This is a genomic window from Duganella sacchari, assembly GCF_900143065.1.
In the GTDB taxonomy this organism is placed as follows: Bacteria; Pseudomonadota; Gammaproteobacteria; order Burkholderiales; family Burkholderiaceae_D; genus Rugamonas; species Rugamonas sacchari.
In genome coordinates, this window is sequence record NZ_FRCX01000013.1 from 96,998 (window position 1) to 111,306 (window position 14,309).

The 14,309-nt window shown below is 66.0% G+C and carries 8 protein-coding genes; 1 reads left to right on the plus strand and 7 read right to left on the minus strand.

Annotation, left to right across the window (positions count from 1 at the left end; genetic code table 11):
• Positions 1-47: 47 nt before the first annotated feature.
• The 7 genes from BUA36_RS24500 to BUA36_RS24530 form a co-directional block, all read right to left on the minus strand.
• Entirely contained in the window at positions 48-1,943 is a 1,896-nt protein-coding gene (locus BUA36_RS24500; RefSeq protein WP_072788424.1) for an ATP-binding response regulator, read from the minus strand.
• The gene (locus BUA36_RS24505; RefSeq protein WP_072788426.1) at positions 1,940-3,316 is read right to left on the minus strand and encodes a sensor histidine kinase; all 1,377 of its coding nucleotides are present in this window, start codon (positions 3,314-3,316) and stop codon (positions 1,940-1,942) included. Before BUA36_RS24505 ends, BUA36_RS24500 begins: the two co-directional genes overlap by 4 nt.
• Positions 3,313-4,332, minus strand: a complete 1,020-nt coding sequence (locus BUA36_RS24510) for an ATP-binding SpoIIE family protein phosphatase (RefSeq protein ID WP_072788429.1) — start codon at positions 4,330-4,332, stop codon at positions 3,313-3,315. The genes BUA36_RS24505 and BUA36_RS24510 overlap by 4 nt, the downstream gene beginning before the upstream one ends.
• Positions 4,320-4,790 carry an ATP-binding protein gene (locus BUA36_RS24515; protein WP_084560320.1) on the minus strand — a complete coding sequence of 157 codons (471 nt, stop codon included), beginning with the start codon at positions 4,788-4,790 and terminating at the stop codon, positions 4,320-4,322. The genes BUA36_RS24510 and BUA36_RS24515 overlap by 13 nt, the downstream gene beginning before the upstream one ends.
• A complete protein-coding gene (locus BUA36_RS24520) occupies positions 4,787-5,146 on the minus strand; it encodes an STAS domain-containing protein (RefSeq protein WP_072788431.1) in 360 nt (119 codons plus the stop codon). The genes BUA36_RS24515 and BUA36_RS24520 overlap by 4 nt, the downstream gene beginning before the upstream one ends.
• Before the next feature lie 7 nt (positions 5,147-5,153).
• Complete coding sequence (locus tag BUA36_RS24525; RefSeq protein ID WP_072788433.1) at positions 5,154-6,014, minus strand: STAS domain-containing protein; 861 nt, start codon at positions 6,012-6,014, stop codon at positions 5,154-5,156.
• A gap of 80 nt (positions 6,015-6,094) precedes the next feature.
• The gene (locus BUA36_RS24530) at positions 6,095-9,754 is read right to left on the minus strand and encodes an ATP-binding protein (RefSeq protein ID WP_208861925.1); all 3,660 of its coding nucleotides are present in this window, start codon (positions 9,752-9,754) and stop codon (positions 6,095-6,097) included.
• Between the two features lie 150 nt (positions 9,755-9,904).
• Here BUA36_RS24530 and BUA36_RS24535 point away from each other — a divergent pair, with 150 nt between their 5' ends.
• A complete protein-coding gene (locus BUA36_RS24535) occupies positions 9,905-14,263 on the plus strand; it encodes a DEAD/DEAH box helicase (protein ID WP_072788435.1) in 4,359 nt (1,452 codons plus the stop codon).
• The last annotated feature ends 46 nt before the right edge of the window (positions 14,264-14,309 follow it).

The window sequence follows — 14,309 nt, forward strand, 5'->3', positions numbered from 1 at the left end:
GGGGAAGGAGTACAGTCTGTAGTTGTGCCGGGGAGCACAGCAGCGTGCTAGCCGACCTTCAGCACCTGCGCCAGTTCATCAAAGCTGGCGGGCTTCACCAGGTGATAGTCGAAGCCTGATGCGGCCGTATTTTCCCGGTCGCGGTCCGAGCCAAAGCCGGTATGGGCGACCAGCCGGGTATGCACGAACAGGGGATCGGCCCGCAGCATGCGCGCCACCGCATGCCCATCCACATTGGGCAGGCCGATGTCCAGGATAATGACGTCAGGCCGGTGTTCACGCGCCATCGCCAACGCGCCGTCGGCGTCATGCGCCAGGTAGATAGTATGTCCCATGAACTTCAGCAGTTCGCCCATCACTTCGGCCGAATCAACGTTATCGTCCACCAGCAGCACGCGCCGCGCCGCGGGAGTTTCCGGCGACGGCGAAGGAGCGGCCGGTGCCGGGGCTTGCGCCAGCACCGGCAGCTCGATGACAAAGGTGCTGCCCTGGTCTATCCCCGGACTGTCTGCCATCACGCTGCCGCCATGCATGCCGGCCAGCGTCGACACCAGCGACAGGCCAATGCCCAGGCCATCATGAGCACGGTCATGCGCGGACGCACCCTGCGCGAACATATTGAAGATACGCGGCAGGTTGTAGTCGGTGATGCCGATGCCGTTGTCGCTGATGGCAATCCGTACCTTTTCCGGTACCGGCATGCTTACCCGCAACCGGATCTCGCCGCCACGGTTGGTAAACTTGGCGGCGTTGTGCAGCAGGTTGCCGACCGCCTGCGCCAGCCGCACCGGATCGCCGTGCAGCCAGATCGGCTGCGTCGGCACCTCCAGATGCAGTACATGCCCGCGCGCCTCGATCAACGGCCGCACCGTTTCCAGCGCCGGCTCCAGCACCGTATGCAGTTCCACATCCTGCATGCGCAGCATCAGCTTGCCCTCGGAGATGCGCGCCACATCCAGCAAGTCATCCACCAGCCGTGACAGATGGCCGACCTGGCGCATGATCACGTCGCGCGCCTTATGGTGTACTTCCTCCTGCTCCACGCCGGTAGCGTTCATGAGCGCGACGGCATTGCGGATCGGGCTCAATGGATTGCGCAGTTCATGCGCCAGCGTGGCAAGAAAATCGTTCTTGTTTTCATCCGCCGCATGCAGCAATCGCTCCATCTGCTTGCGGTGCGTGATATCGCTGGTAATCCGGGCGATACGGTAGGGGATATCGGCGGCGTCGCGTACCGGAAAAGCGCGGTCGCGCACCCAGCGCTCGGCGCCGCCGGCCAGCAACAGCCGGTATTCCTGGTCATAATGTTCGCCCCGGCGCACGGCCTGCCAGTGCGCGCCGACGGCGGCGCGGTCCTCGGCATGGATGGCGGCCAGCCAGTCGTCCGGCGATTGCTGCAGCTGCGCAGTGCTGCGGCCCCACATCTGGTCATACGCCTTGCTGACATACAGCAGCGCGCCACCTTCCAGATCAAACATCCAGAACACGTCTTCGATATTGTCGGTCAGTTGACGGAACCGTTCTTCGCTGTTGCGCAGTGCCATCTGGGTGCGTTGCAGGCGCAGTAGCGCGTTGACGTTGGCAATCAGTTCATCGGCTTCGATCGGCGCCGCCAGGTAGTTGTCGGCGCCGCCTTCGAGGCCGCGGATCTTGTCGTCGCGGCCCGTCAACGCCGCCGAGGTTTGCAGTACCAGCACGCTGCAAGTGGTGACGTCGGCCTTGATCTGGCGGCACACTTCTATGCCATTGATGTCGGGCAGTTTGACGTCGAGCAGTACCAGCGCCGGCACCAGCTTGCTCGCCATGAGCAGCGCATCGGTGCCGTTCGCCGCTTCGGCTACCTGGAAACCGGCGTTCTGCAGGATGCGGCTCTTCACATAGCGCGCACCGTCGTTATCGTCGACATTGAGGATCAGCACCGTGCTGTTGTTGATTTCGTTCATGATGTGGCACTCCCATCGGGCTCAGCTGGCTGGTAGCGCAGCGGCAGGTGCAGGAAAAATGTCGAGCCGACGCCGGGCGCGCTGCTGACGTCCACGGTACCGCCCAGCAGCGTGGCCAGCTTGCGGCACAACGGCAGGCCCAGGCCCGTGCCCTTGCTGCGCCGCTGCAGCGGGTTTTCGATCTGGCTGAACTCCTCGAAAATCAGTTGCAGGTTGTCGGCGCTGATACCGATGCCGGTGTCGCTGACCGTCAATGTCACCCAGTCCGGGTCCGGCGCCACCTGCAGCGCCACCGTCACCTGGCCGGCCTCGGTAAACTTGAGTGCGTTGGAGATGAAGTTGCGCAGAATTTGCGCCACCTTGCCTTCGTCCGACATCATCGTCACTGCGGTTTCCGGCAGTTCAAACACCAGGCCCACGCCGGCATTGCGCGGCAAGGGGCGCAGCATGCCTTTCAAGGTGCTGAACAAATCCGTCACGTTGAGCGGCGCAATCGACAGCTGCACCTTGCCCGCCTCGATCTTGGCCAGGTCCAGCAAGTCGTTGACCAGCTCCGACAAATCGTTGGCGGCGGTGGCGATAAAGCTCACCTGGCGCTCCTGCTCGACCGTCAATTCACCGTCCATGCGGTCCAGCAGCAACTTGGCCAGCGCGCGGATGGAGCTCAGCGGCGTGCGCAGTTCGTGGCTGGTATTGGACAGGAAGCGCGATTTCATCTCGTCGGCCTTGCGCAGGCGTTCGGCCTTTTCCTCGATCTCGGCATACAGCGCGACCACGCCGCGATTGGTGTCTTCCAGTTCCCGCGTCAAGGCCAGCAAATCGTCCTGGCGCTCGCGCAGCTCGGCCAGCGCCGCCGCCAGCTCGCGGTTCTGCTGCTGCATTTCGGAATAGGTATTTTGCACCGGGCTGGCGGCCAGCTGCGCCGTCAGGCGCTGCAGCGCCATGCCGTCAATGTGCTGCCGGCCCGGCACCGCCTTGCGCATGGCGACATGCAGGCCGCCGTCATCCAGTTGATGAACACTGCAATCGTCCATCAGCCGATGCGCCGTGACCACCGCATTATCCAGTTGCACCGCCGGCGGCTCTGCGTCCAGCCCCGGCGCCTGCGCCACCACCCTCGCCGCGCTTCTGGCAGCCCGCACCACCACGCTCAGATGCTGTGTGCCGCCGAGCTGCTCCAGCGCGAATATGGCCCGCCCGCCAGATAATCTGCCGCAGGCGCAACGCGCCACCTCCGACACTGCCGTCGCCACCCGCACCTGGTCCTGCACGCTGAAACCGAGCAGGCCGGAGATCTGGCGCGCGCGCTGGCGCACCATCACCACATCCGGCTCACTGTCGATGCCCACCTGCAGAATGCGCGCTGGATTCATGCCGACTCCGGACAACGCAGCACCAGCACGCAGGCATCGTCACGTGCACGCGCACAGTCGCGCAGCAGCACCGCGGCGATTACCGATGGCGCGCAGGCCGCCAGGCCTGGATACACCCCCAGATCCCACTGGGTGCTGATGCCGTCACTGGCCATGATGACCAGTGCCCCCGGCGCCAGCGCCACGGTAAATTCCTGCACCTTGCGCATGTTATGGCCGACGATACCGTTATGCGAGACCAACTGGCGGCGCGCGCCTTGCTCGATCACGCAGGCGCCGATATTGCCCACGCCGGCAAAGTACAGCAGCCGCTGTGCCGGGTCCACCAGCACCGAGGCCAGGGCCGCGCCGCGGGTTGGCCGCAGCGCCGCATGACAGGCCTCGATCTGCGCCGCCGGCCGCAGTTGCGGCTGCGCTGCCAGTGTCTGTACTGCGGCGGCGGCGGCCTTTGCCGCTTCCGGACCATGACCCAGGCCATCGGCCACCATCAGCGCCAGCGGCGCCTGTCCCAGCGCAAACGCCCAGGCATCGCCGCTCTCGGTTTCCCCGGCCAGCGGCAGGCAGACGCCCCCCGCAGGCAGCGCCGACGTCAAGCCATTGCGCCATAGACGCATGAAAAACACCGCCCCCTTGCCGGCTGCGGCGTAGACATCGAACTCGTCAGACAAGCGCCGCAGCGCACCCAAGCCGGTACCGGCGGTGCCGGTGCTGGAGACGCCGTCACGCAGGGCTTGCGACAGATTGGCAATGCCGGGACCTTTGTCGATGGCCAGCACTTCGATGCCGCGCGCCTCGCCGGCGGCGATCGCCACCAGCTGCATGCGGCCCTCGCGCGCATGCTTGAGGATATTGGTCGCCGCTTCGGTGATGACGATGGCCAGCTGGCCGGTGCGCGTTTCATCGAAGTCCTGTTGTTGCGCCAGACGTTGTCCCAGGCGCCGGGCAGCGGCGATATCGCTGGAGTGCGTGATCTCGACCCAGTGAGATCCCGCCAGCGAGCTATTTATTTTTTCCATTTGAGAATGGCTACTGCCGTCCCTTCACCACTGCGTGTATCAATGTCAAACTCATCCACCAGGCGCTTGGCGCCGCCCAGTCCCAGCCCCAGTCCACCGCCGCTGGTATAACCGTCGCGCAGCGCCAGCGCGACGTCGGCGATGCCGGGACCGTCATCGGCAAACACCAGCCGGATACCCAGCGCGGCGCCACCGCCGACGGTCTGCGCCAGCACCATACCGCCGCCGCCATACTTGATGGTGTTGCGCGCCAGCTCGCTGGCCGCCGTCACCAGCTTGGTCTGCTCGACCAGGCTCAGTTTGAGCGCCAGTGCCATCTCCCTGACCACCTTGCGCACACCGACCACGTGTTCGTCGGTATGCAGCGGCAGCGTCGCACTGTTCTGCACCTGCTGCCCGCCGCCGCGCAACAGGCGGGAATCGAAACGCACCGCATCGGGTGCATGGGCCGTGTTCATGACTGGTAGCTCTTACCGAGCAGCGCGATTCCCTTCTCCACATTGAGCGCTGTCTTGACGCCTGGCAGGGTCAGGCCCAGTTCGACCAGGGTGATCGCCACTGCCGGCTGCATGCCCACCAGCACGGTCTGCGCGTCGAGCACGCGCGCCATGGCGGCGGTATTGCTGATCATGCGACCAATGAAGGAGTCGACCAGGTCCAGCGCCGAGATATCAATCAGCACACCTTTGGCGCGGTCTTTCACAATGCGGTCCGTCAGATCGTCCTGCAAGGTCATGGCCAGGCGATCATGCATGTCCACCTGAATGCTGACCAGCAGCAGGTCGCCTATGCGCAAAATCGGGATGCGTTCCATGTGCGCCTCACGCGTTGCGGGTGACGCTGGCGCCCACCCGGGCCAGCGCGATCACCAGCGCATCGGCCAGAGTGGCCTTGGTCATCACATCCTCCAGATTTACCCCGAGATGCACAATGGTCTGGGCAATCTGCGGGCGGATGCCGCTGATGATGCAGTCGGCGCCCATCAGGCGCGCGGCGGCGATGGTCTTGAGCAAATGCTGCGCCACCAGCGTGTCCACCGTCGGTACGCCGGTGATGTCGATGATGGCAATGGCGGCGCCGGTTTCAACGATCTTCTCCAGCAGGCTTTCCATCACCACCTGGGTGCGCGCGCTGTCGAGCGTGCCGATCAGCGGCAGCGCCAGAATGTCCTGCCACAGCTTGACCACCGGCGTCGACAGCTCCAGCAATTCCTGCTGCTGGCGCGCGATGATCTGGTCGCGGCTCTTCTGATAGATCTCGATGGTGTACAAGCCCAGTTTGTCGATCAGCGCGGTAATGGCCCACGAGGCCTCCGCCAGCACCTCCGGCTCACCGGTCAGCGCGCTACGCAGGGCGCTGAACAGCGGCTGCTTGAGCGAGAAGACATAGGTCGCGGTTTCGCTTGGCGTCGAGCCTTGGCGCGCGCGCTGGTTGGAAATTTCCGACAACAGGTCACGCAGCTCGTCATAGCCACGGCCTTCGATGCTGTCCACGCCGTCGCTCTGCATGGCCGCCGGCAGCAGCGCCAGGAACTGGCTGCAATGGCGGCGCAACTGCTCGTCGGAGGCGGCATCGCTGCGGAACGACAGCGCCTGCAAATTGGTGGTCCACTCGGCCAGTATCTCGGCCTGGCGTTGTTGAATCAAGCTGCTGATGCGGCGCGTTTGGTCATTCGAGCTCATTCGATCCCCATTTTGAAGTGATATTGGTGTCAAACCTTAAGTGGCGCCTAGCATATCAGGCTATAAAAAATTCTGTAAGGCTATTTTTCTACCGTGCGGAAGGCCGGTGCCGCGCGCAGCAGCACCTCCAGCCGGGCCAGGTCGACCGGCTTGGCCAGATGGCACTCAAAACCGGCCGCCAATGCGCGCTGGCGGTCCGTCTCCTGGCCGTAGCCGGTCACCGCAATCAGGCGCAACGGCGTCTGGCCGGCTTGCTCCAGCAGGCGCGCCGCCAGCTCGTAGCCATCCATGCCGGGCAGGCCGATATCCAGGATGCCCACCTGCGGCGCCCACTGCGCCGCCGCCTCCAGCGCGGCCGGCGCGCTGAACGCCACCCGCACCGAATGTCCCAGCAATTGCAAGGCTTCCGCCAAGGCGTGGGCTGCATCTTCGTTGTCGTCCACCACCAGGATCTCCAGCTGACCGTGGCCCGCGTGCGCCGAGGCGGTCACGGTGGAGGCGATCGACTGGCCGGCATCATCCAGCAACGCCATGCGGACGCTGAAGACGCTGCCGTCCCCGATCCCCGCGCTATACGCCGTCACGCTGCCGCCATGCAGCTCCATCATGCTGCGGGCGATCGCCAGGCCCAGTCCCAGCCCGCCCTGCGACCGGCTGAGCGCCTGCCGCTCCTGGGTAAACCGTTCAAACACGGCGCCCAGCATCTCGGCCGAGATACCGATGCCGTTGTCGCTGACATCGATCAGCAGCTGATCGCCATCGCGCCTGGCCTTCACCCCGAGGCGGCCGCCCGGCTCCGTGTACTTGGCCGCATTGGTCAGCAGATTGGCCAGCACCTGGCCCAGGCGTCCCGGATCGGCCAGCACCATGAGTTCTGCGGCCGGCACCTCGATGGTCAGCGTATGGCGCTTTTGCTCGATCAGCGGACTGGCGGTTTCCACCGCGCGCGCCACCACCTCGGCAATGTCGACCGGCTCGCGGCGCAGCTGCACCTTGCCCTCGGCCACCCGCGACACATCCAGCAGGTCGTCCACCAGCGCCACCAAGTGGTTGGTCTGGCGTTCGATGACCGCGCGTTCCTTGGCGGCAAAGTCGCCGCCGCGCATCCGCATCAGATGCAAGGCCGTGACGATGGGCGCCAGCGGGTTGCGCAGCTCATGGCCCAGCATGGCCAGGAATTCATCCTTGGCGCGGTTGGCCGCTTCGGCCGCGCGCTTGGCGGTGGCCAGTTCGGTCACCTCAAACGCCACTACGGCCACGCCTTCCACCTTGCCGCTGTCGTCAAACAGCGGATGGTAGACAAAATCGAACCAGCAATCCGTCAACGGCGAGCCGGCGTTGCGGCTCAGGCGCAGCTGCACCGAACGGCCGACGTAGGGCTGGCCACAGGCCAGCACGCCATCCAGCAACTCATAGATACCCTGCATCTCGAGTTCCGGCAGCGCCTCGCGGATCGTCAGCCCCAGCAGCGGGCGGTTGCCCAGCAGACGCTGGTAGTAGTCATTGGCCTGCTCGTAGACATGCTGCGGCCCGTTCAGAATGGCGATGGCGACCGGCGCCTGGCTGAAAATACTGCGCATGCGCCGCGCCGCCTCATCGCGCGCCACGCGCACGCGCTGGCGCAGACGCAGCACCTCGATGCGCGCCGACAGCTCACGGCCGGAGAACGGCTTGACCAGATAATCGTCGGCGCCGGCCTGCAAGCCTTCCAGTCGCGCCTCCTCCCCGGCCCGCGCCGACAGCAGCATGAACGGAATGTCGCGCGTGGCCGGCTGCGCGCGTACTGCGGCCAGCAGGCCAAAGCCGTCCAGCTGCGGCATCATGACATCGGACAGGATCAGATCCGGCGCATTGCGTTCGATGATGGCCAGGGCTTCCAGGCCGTTATTGCACACCTCCACCTGCCATTGGTGCTGCAGCAGCCGTTGCAGATAATCGCGCATGTCGGCGTTGTCGTCGGCGATCAGCAGGCGGCCATGCACGGCACAGCCGTCAACCGGCGCAGCCTGCTGCTGCCCCCAGCCCTCCGCCTCTGTCACGTAGGCGGCGGCATTGCTCTGCATAGGGCGCGCCGACGCCAGCGCCAGTTGCTCGGCCGGCAGATGGGCGCTACCCAGCGGCAGCGCCACGTTAAACACCGAGCCGCGTCCCAGCTCGCTTTCCACGCCGATCTCGCCGCCATGCAGCGCCACCAGGTCGCGCACCAGCGCCAGGCCGATGCCCGAGCCTTCGTGCGTGCGCGAACGGGCGCCCTCAACCCGGTGAAAGCGCTCGAACAGATGCGGTAGCTGGTCATGCGGGATACCGCTGCCGGTGTCGGCCACCGACAGCCGCACCTGCGCGCCCTCGCTGCGCAGGCTGACGCGGATCTCCCCCTCAAACGTGAACTTGAAGGCGTTCGACATCAGGTTCAGCACAATCTTTTCCCACATGGACTGATCGACATAGACCTGTTGCGGCAACGGCGCGCAGTCCACCACCAGCCGCATGCCGGCGCCTTCCACGGCGGAGCGGAAGCTGCTGGCCAGGTCGGCCGTCAGCGCAGCCAGGTCGGTCGGCGTAAACCGAGCTTGCGCCCGCCCCGCCTGCACGCGTGAAAACTCCAGCAGCGTGTTGACCAGTTTTTGCAGCCGTAACGCGTTACGCTGCACGATCTGCAGACGTTCACGCTGCGCCAGCGGCAGCGAGGCATCCGCGTCTTCGAGCGCGTCCTGCACGGGGCCGAGCAGCAGCGTTAGCGGCGTGCGGAATTCGTGACTGACGTTGCTGAAGAACTGCGTCTTGGCGCGGTCCACTTCGGCCAGCATATCGGCGCGCAGGCGTTCATCTTCCGCCGCGCGCGCATGGCGTATTGCATTGCCGGTCTGGTTGGCGATCAGTTCCAGAAAGCTTCGGTAATCCGCATCCAGCCGGCGCGCCGAGCTGACCCCGAGCACCAGCGCGCCGGAATCCAGCAGCGGCAGCACCAGCGCTTCACGCAAGGGCTGCTGGGCCAGGCCCAGCGGCACGCCAGGCGGCGGCAACGTCATGCTGATGAGGCGTGGTGCGGCTTCCGCGATGACCGCGTCCACCGCGAACACGTCGCGGGCGCCGTCGATCTCGCCATGCGTGGCCTGCAGCAGTTGCAGCCTGCCCTGCGCGTCGGTCAGGTACATTTGCGCGAATGGCACGTCGTCCGGATTGCCACCGATGGCGTCCAGCGCAATCGCGCAGGCGCCCTGCACGGTCTTTTCCTGCAGGGTGCGGGCATTCAGCTCCGACAGCGTGCGCAGGCGGCGCGCATGCAGATGACGGTCGGTGACATCCAGGTTGGCACAGAACAGGCCAGCGACATTGCCCGATTCGTCACGCACCGGGCTGTAAGAGAACGAATAAAACGTCTCTTCCAGGATGTCGCCGCGGCGCATGAACAGACGCTGGCCATCGGCCATGGTCGATACGCCGTTTTTGAACACGCGCTCCACCAGCGGGCCGCAGTAGTCCCAGATTTCGGCCCAGACTTCGACCATGGGACGGCCCAGCGCCCAGCGATGCTTGGCCATGCCCAGCACATCAATATACGCGTCATTGTAGAGAAAAGTCACTTCATCGCCCCAGCCTATCCACATCGGCTGCGGCGAGTTGAGCATAAGACTGACCACGGTCTTGAGGCTGTGCGGCCATGCCGCGATGGGCCCCAGCGGCGTGCTGGCCCAGTCATGGGCCGAGATCATGGCGCCCAGTTCGCCGGGAGCGGTCAAAAAACGGGAACTATCCGGGGGCGCGGCAGCAGGCATGGTCATGGAAACAGGCTTCGTGAAATTCATCAATTACAATATTTCAAGGTTACCATGAGCAAGGGAAACACAGCGCAGGTTTAACTTCCCCATCCCGCCCCCATCTGAGACTGCATGACAAAAGCTCCCAACGCCGCCATTGCCTACCATTTCCACCCTGCGGTGGCGGCCTGGTTCAGCCATACATTCCCCTCGGCAACAGAGGCCCAGCGCCAGGCCTGGCCGCTGATCCAGTCCGGCCAGCCGACGCTGATCGCCGCGCCGACCGGTTCCGGCAAGACCCTGACGGCTTTCCTCGCCGCGATTGATGCGTTGGTGCGCGAAAGCACCGTCACGCCGCTGCCGGATCAGACGCGGGTGTTGTATGTGTCGCCATTGAAGGCGCTGTCGAACGACATCCGCGTCAACCTGCTGGCGCCGCTGGAAGGCATCGGCCGGGAGCTGGCGGCCATGGGCATGGCGCCGCACGGCATCCGCACCGCCGTCCGCACCGGCGACACCACGCAGGCGGAGCGCAACGCCATGCGCCGGCGCGCGCCGCACATCCTGGTATCGACGCCGGAATCGCTGTACGTGATGCTGGGGTCGGACAGCGGCCGCGCCATGCTGGCCAATGTGCGGACCGTGATTATCGACGAGATCCACGCCGTCGCCGGCAGCAAGCGTGGCAGCCACCTGGCCCTGAGCCTGGAGCGGCTGGACGCCTTGTGCGCGCAGCCGCCGGTGCGGGTCGGCCTGTCGGCCACGCAAAAGCCCATCTCGGCGGTGGCGGACTTCCTTGCCGGCGCTGGCCGCAGCTGCGCCGTGGTCGATGTCGGCCATGTGCGCGCGCGTGACCTGAACCTGGAACTGCCGCCGGTGCCACTGGAAGCCGTGATGGCCAACGAAGTATGGGAACGCGTCTACGACCGCCTGGCGGAGCTGACCGTGATGCACCGCACCACGCTGATCTTCGTCAACACACGGCGCACGGCGGAGCGCATGGCGCGGCATCTGGCCGACCGCCTCGGCCCCGAGCATGTCGCCGCCCACCACGGCAGCCTGGCCAAGGAATACCGGCTGGATGCCGAGCAGCGGCTCAAGCGCGGCGAATTGCAGGTGCTGATCGCCACCGCATCGCTGGAACTGGGCATCGACATCGGCGACGTGGACCTGGTCTGCCAGATTGGTTCGCCGCGCAGCATCGCATCCTTCCTGCAACGTGTGGGCCGCTCCGGCCACCATGTCGGCGGTCTGCCCAAAGGCCGGCTGTTCCCGACCTCGCGCGATGACCTGATCGAATGCACGGCGCTGCTGGACTGCGTGCGCCGCGATGAACTGGACATGCTGCACATTCCGCCGGCGCCGCTGGACGTGCTGGCACAGCAGATCGTCGCGGAAGTGGCATGCCGCGAATGGCGCGAGGACGAGCTGTTCGCGCTACTGCGCCGCGCCTCGCCCTACGCCCAACTGGAGCGCAAACGCTACGACGAAGTGCTGCACATGCTGACCGACGGCTACAACAGCCGCCAGGGCGTGCGCGGCTCCTACCTGCACCGGGACACGGTCAGCGGCACATTGCGTGGCCGCCGGGGCGGCAAGATGACCGCCGTGATGTCCGGCGGGACCATCCCTGACAACGCCGACTACACCGTGCTGCTGGAACCGCAGGGCCAGAATATCGGCACGGTGCACGAAGACTTTGCGGTGGAAAGCCTGGCCGGCGACGTGTTCCAGCTTGGGAACACCTCGTATCGCATCCAGCGCATCGAGGCGGGCAAGGTGCGTGTGGAAGATGCGCATGGCGCCGCGCCCAACATCCCGTTCTGGCTCGGCGAAGCGCCGGGACGCACCGATGAACTCTCGGCCGGCGTGGCGCGCCTGCGCGGCGAGCTGGATCGCGTCATGGCTGCAGCGGAGAACGGCGAAGCCGCTATCGAAAACGCGGTGGACTGGCTGATGGAACATCTGGGCTTGCAGGACGCGGCGGCACGCCAGATCGCGGAATACCTGGCACGGTCGCGTGCCGCATTGGGCGCCCTGCCAACGCGCGACACGCTGGTGATGGAGCGCTTCTTTGACGAATCGGGCGGCATGCAACTGGTGCTGCATGCGCCATATGGCAGTCGTATCAACCGCGCCTGGGGACTGGCGCTGCGCAAGCGCTTCTGCCGCACCTTCAATTTTGAATTGCAGGCAGCGGCGACCGAGGACGCGATTGTCCTGTCGCTGTCCGACAGCCACAGCTTCCCGCTGGATGAGGTGTGGCGCTACCTGCGCTCCAGCACGGCCGAGCATGTCCTGATTCAGGCCCTGCTCGATGCGCCGCTGTTCAACGTACGCTGGCGATGGAACGCCACCACGGCGCTGGCCTTGCCGCGCTTTACCGGCGGCCGCAAGGTCGCGCCCCAGCTGCAGCGCATGAAGAGCGACGACCTGCTGGCATCAGTGTTCCCGGACCAGGCGGCGTGCCTGGAAAATATCGTCGGCGAACGGGAGTTGCCAAGCCATCCGCTGGTGGACCAAACGCTGGACGACTGCCTGCACGAGGCGATGGACAGCGAGGGCTGGCTGGCGCTGTTGCGGCGCATGGAGGCCGGTGAAGTGCGCCTGCTGTCGCGCGACCTGCCCGCGCCGTCGCCACTGGCAATGGAAATCCTCAACGCGCGGCCCTACGCCTTCCTGGACGACGCGCCGCTGGAGGAACGCCGCACCCGCGCCGTGGCCGCGCGCCGCTGGACCGATCCCGCCTCCAGCGACGACCTTGGCGCGCTGGACGTGGGCGCAATCGCCGCCGTGGCGGAGGAAGCCTGGCCGTCCGTGCGCAACAGCGACGAAATGCATGAAGCCCTGATGTCGCTGGCCTGCATCACGCCTGGCGAGGCCGCCAATCAGGATGGCTGGCCGGCATGGCTGGACGGTTTGGCCGCCAGCGGCCGCGCCACGCGCTTGCAGAACCAGCGCAACGGCGTGGACCTTTGGGTGGCGCGCGAGCGGCTGCGCTGCGTGCATGCAGCCTATCCCGAAGCCGCGGCATCGCTGGCGCCGGAGGGTGACGAATGGACGCGTGATGCGGCGCTGGTCGAGATACTGCGCGCGCGGCTCAGCGGGTTTGGTCCGCAAACGGTGGCCGCGATTGCCGCGCCGCTGGCCCTGCCCGCCTCCACCGCCACCATCGCCCTGACACAGCTGGAGAGCGAAGGCTATGTCATGCGCGGCCGCTTCACGCCCGGCGTCACCGTTGAAGAATGGTGCGAACGCCACCTGCTCGCGCGCATTCACCGCTACACCATCAAAAGCCTGCGCCGCGAAATCGAACCGGTCGAGCGCCAGGACTTCATGCGCTTCCTGTTCGAGTGGCAGCATCTCGCGCCCGACGCCCAGCTGCAAGGCCAGGACACGCTGGCCAAAGTGCTGGCCCAGCTGGAAGGCTACGAGGCCGCCGCCGGCGCCTGGGAAAGCGATCTGCTAGGCCAGCGCGTGCGCGACTACAGCGCCCTGTGGCTGGATGAGCTGTGCCGCGCCGGCAAAATCGTCTGGACCCGCGTCGGCGCACCTGCCAGTGCGGCCGGTGGCCCGGTGCGCAGCACGCCGCTGGTGCTGCTGCCTCGCCGCCAGCTGGGCTTGTGGCACGCACTGCCCGCCGTTGCAAGCGAGATCGAAGTCTCGCCGCGCGCCGCGCGCGTGCTGGAAACCCTGCGCCACAACGGCGCCATGTTCTTTGACGAGCTATCGCACGACGCCCGCCTGCTGCCCGTCGAACTGGAAAACACGCTGGGCGAGCTGGTGGCCACTGGCCTGGTCAACGCCGACAGCTACGCCGGCCTGCGCGCCATGCTGGTGCCGGCCAACAAACGCCTCAGCAACAGCGACAAGCGGCGCCGCCGTGGCGCCGCGCCGACCATGGAGGAAGCCGGCCGCTGGGCGATCGTGCGCCGTGGCGACGATGTCACCATCACCACCCGGCCGATGGAAACAGCCGAAGCCAAACCTGCGCCCCAGCGCACGTCCGCCGCCGCCCGCAAGCCGCGCACCGATCCGGACACGCTGGAACACATCGCCATGACGCTGCTGCGCCGCTACGGCGTCATGTTCTGGCGTTTACTGGAGCGCGAGGCCGCGTGGATGCCAAGCTGGCGCGAGCTGCTGCCCGTCTATCACCGGCTGGAAGCGCGCGGCGAGATACGCGGCGGCCGCTTCGTGGCCGGACTCTCGGGCGAGCAGTTTGCCCTGCCGGAAGCTATCCCCATGCTGCGCGAAATGCGGCGCCGGCCGCACGATGACAGCTACGTCTGCATTTCCGCAGTTGACCCGCTCAACGTCTGCGGCACGCTGCTGCCTGGCGACAAAGTCCCGGCCCTGGCCGGCAACCGCATCCTGTTCAAGGACGGCGCCGCCATCGCCACGCAGGTGGCAGGCAAGTTCCACTACGCGGTCGATGCCGCAGACCGTGAACTACTCCACGCTTACCTGGTCGGCAAGCCTCCGGTTTAACCCTACTGTGGCTTACCGCACATAACCCGCGCCGCGCGAGGCGTAG

What these genes read in the sequence shown, in the direction of transcription:
- BUA36_RS24500 (WP_072788424.1), bottom strand. Translation starts at nt 1,943, where the DNA reads ATGAACGAAATCAACAACAGCACGGTGCTGATCCTCAATGTCGACGAT.
- BUA36_RS24505 (WP_072788426.1), bottom strand. Translation starts at nt 3,316, where the DNA reads ATGAATCCAGCGCGCATTCTGCAGGTGGGCATCGACAGTGAGCCGGAT.
- BUA36_RS24510 (WP_072788429.1), bottom strand. Translation starts at nt 4,332, where the DNA reads ATGGAAAAAATAAATAGCTCGCTGGCGGGATCTCACTGGGTCGAGATC.
- BUA36_RS24515 (WP_084560320.1), bottom strand. Translation starts at nt 4,790, where the DNA reads ATGAACACGGCCCATGCACCCGATGCGGTGCGTTTCGATTCCCGCCTG.
- BUA36_RS24520 (WP_072788431.1), bottom strand. Translation starts at nt 5,146, where the DNA reads ATGGAACGCATCCCGATTTTGCGCATAGGCGACCTGCTGCTGGTCAGC.
- BUA36_RS24525 (WP_072788433.1), bottom strand. Translation starts at nt 6,014, where the DNA reads ATGAGCTCGAATGACCAAACGCGCCGCATCAGCAGCTTGATTCAACAA.
- BUA36_RS24535 (WP_072788435.1), top strand. Translation starts at nt 9,905, where the DNA reads ATGACAAAAGCTCCCAACGCCGCCATTGCCTACCATTTCCACCCTGCG.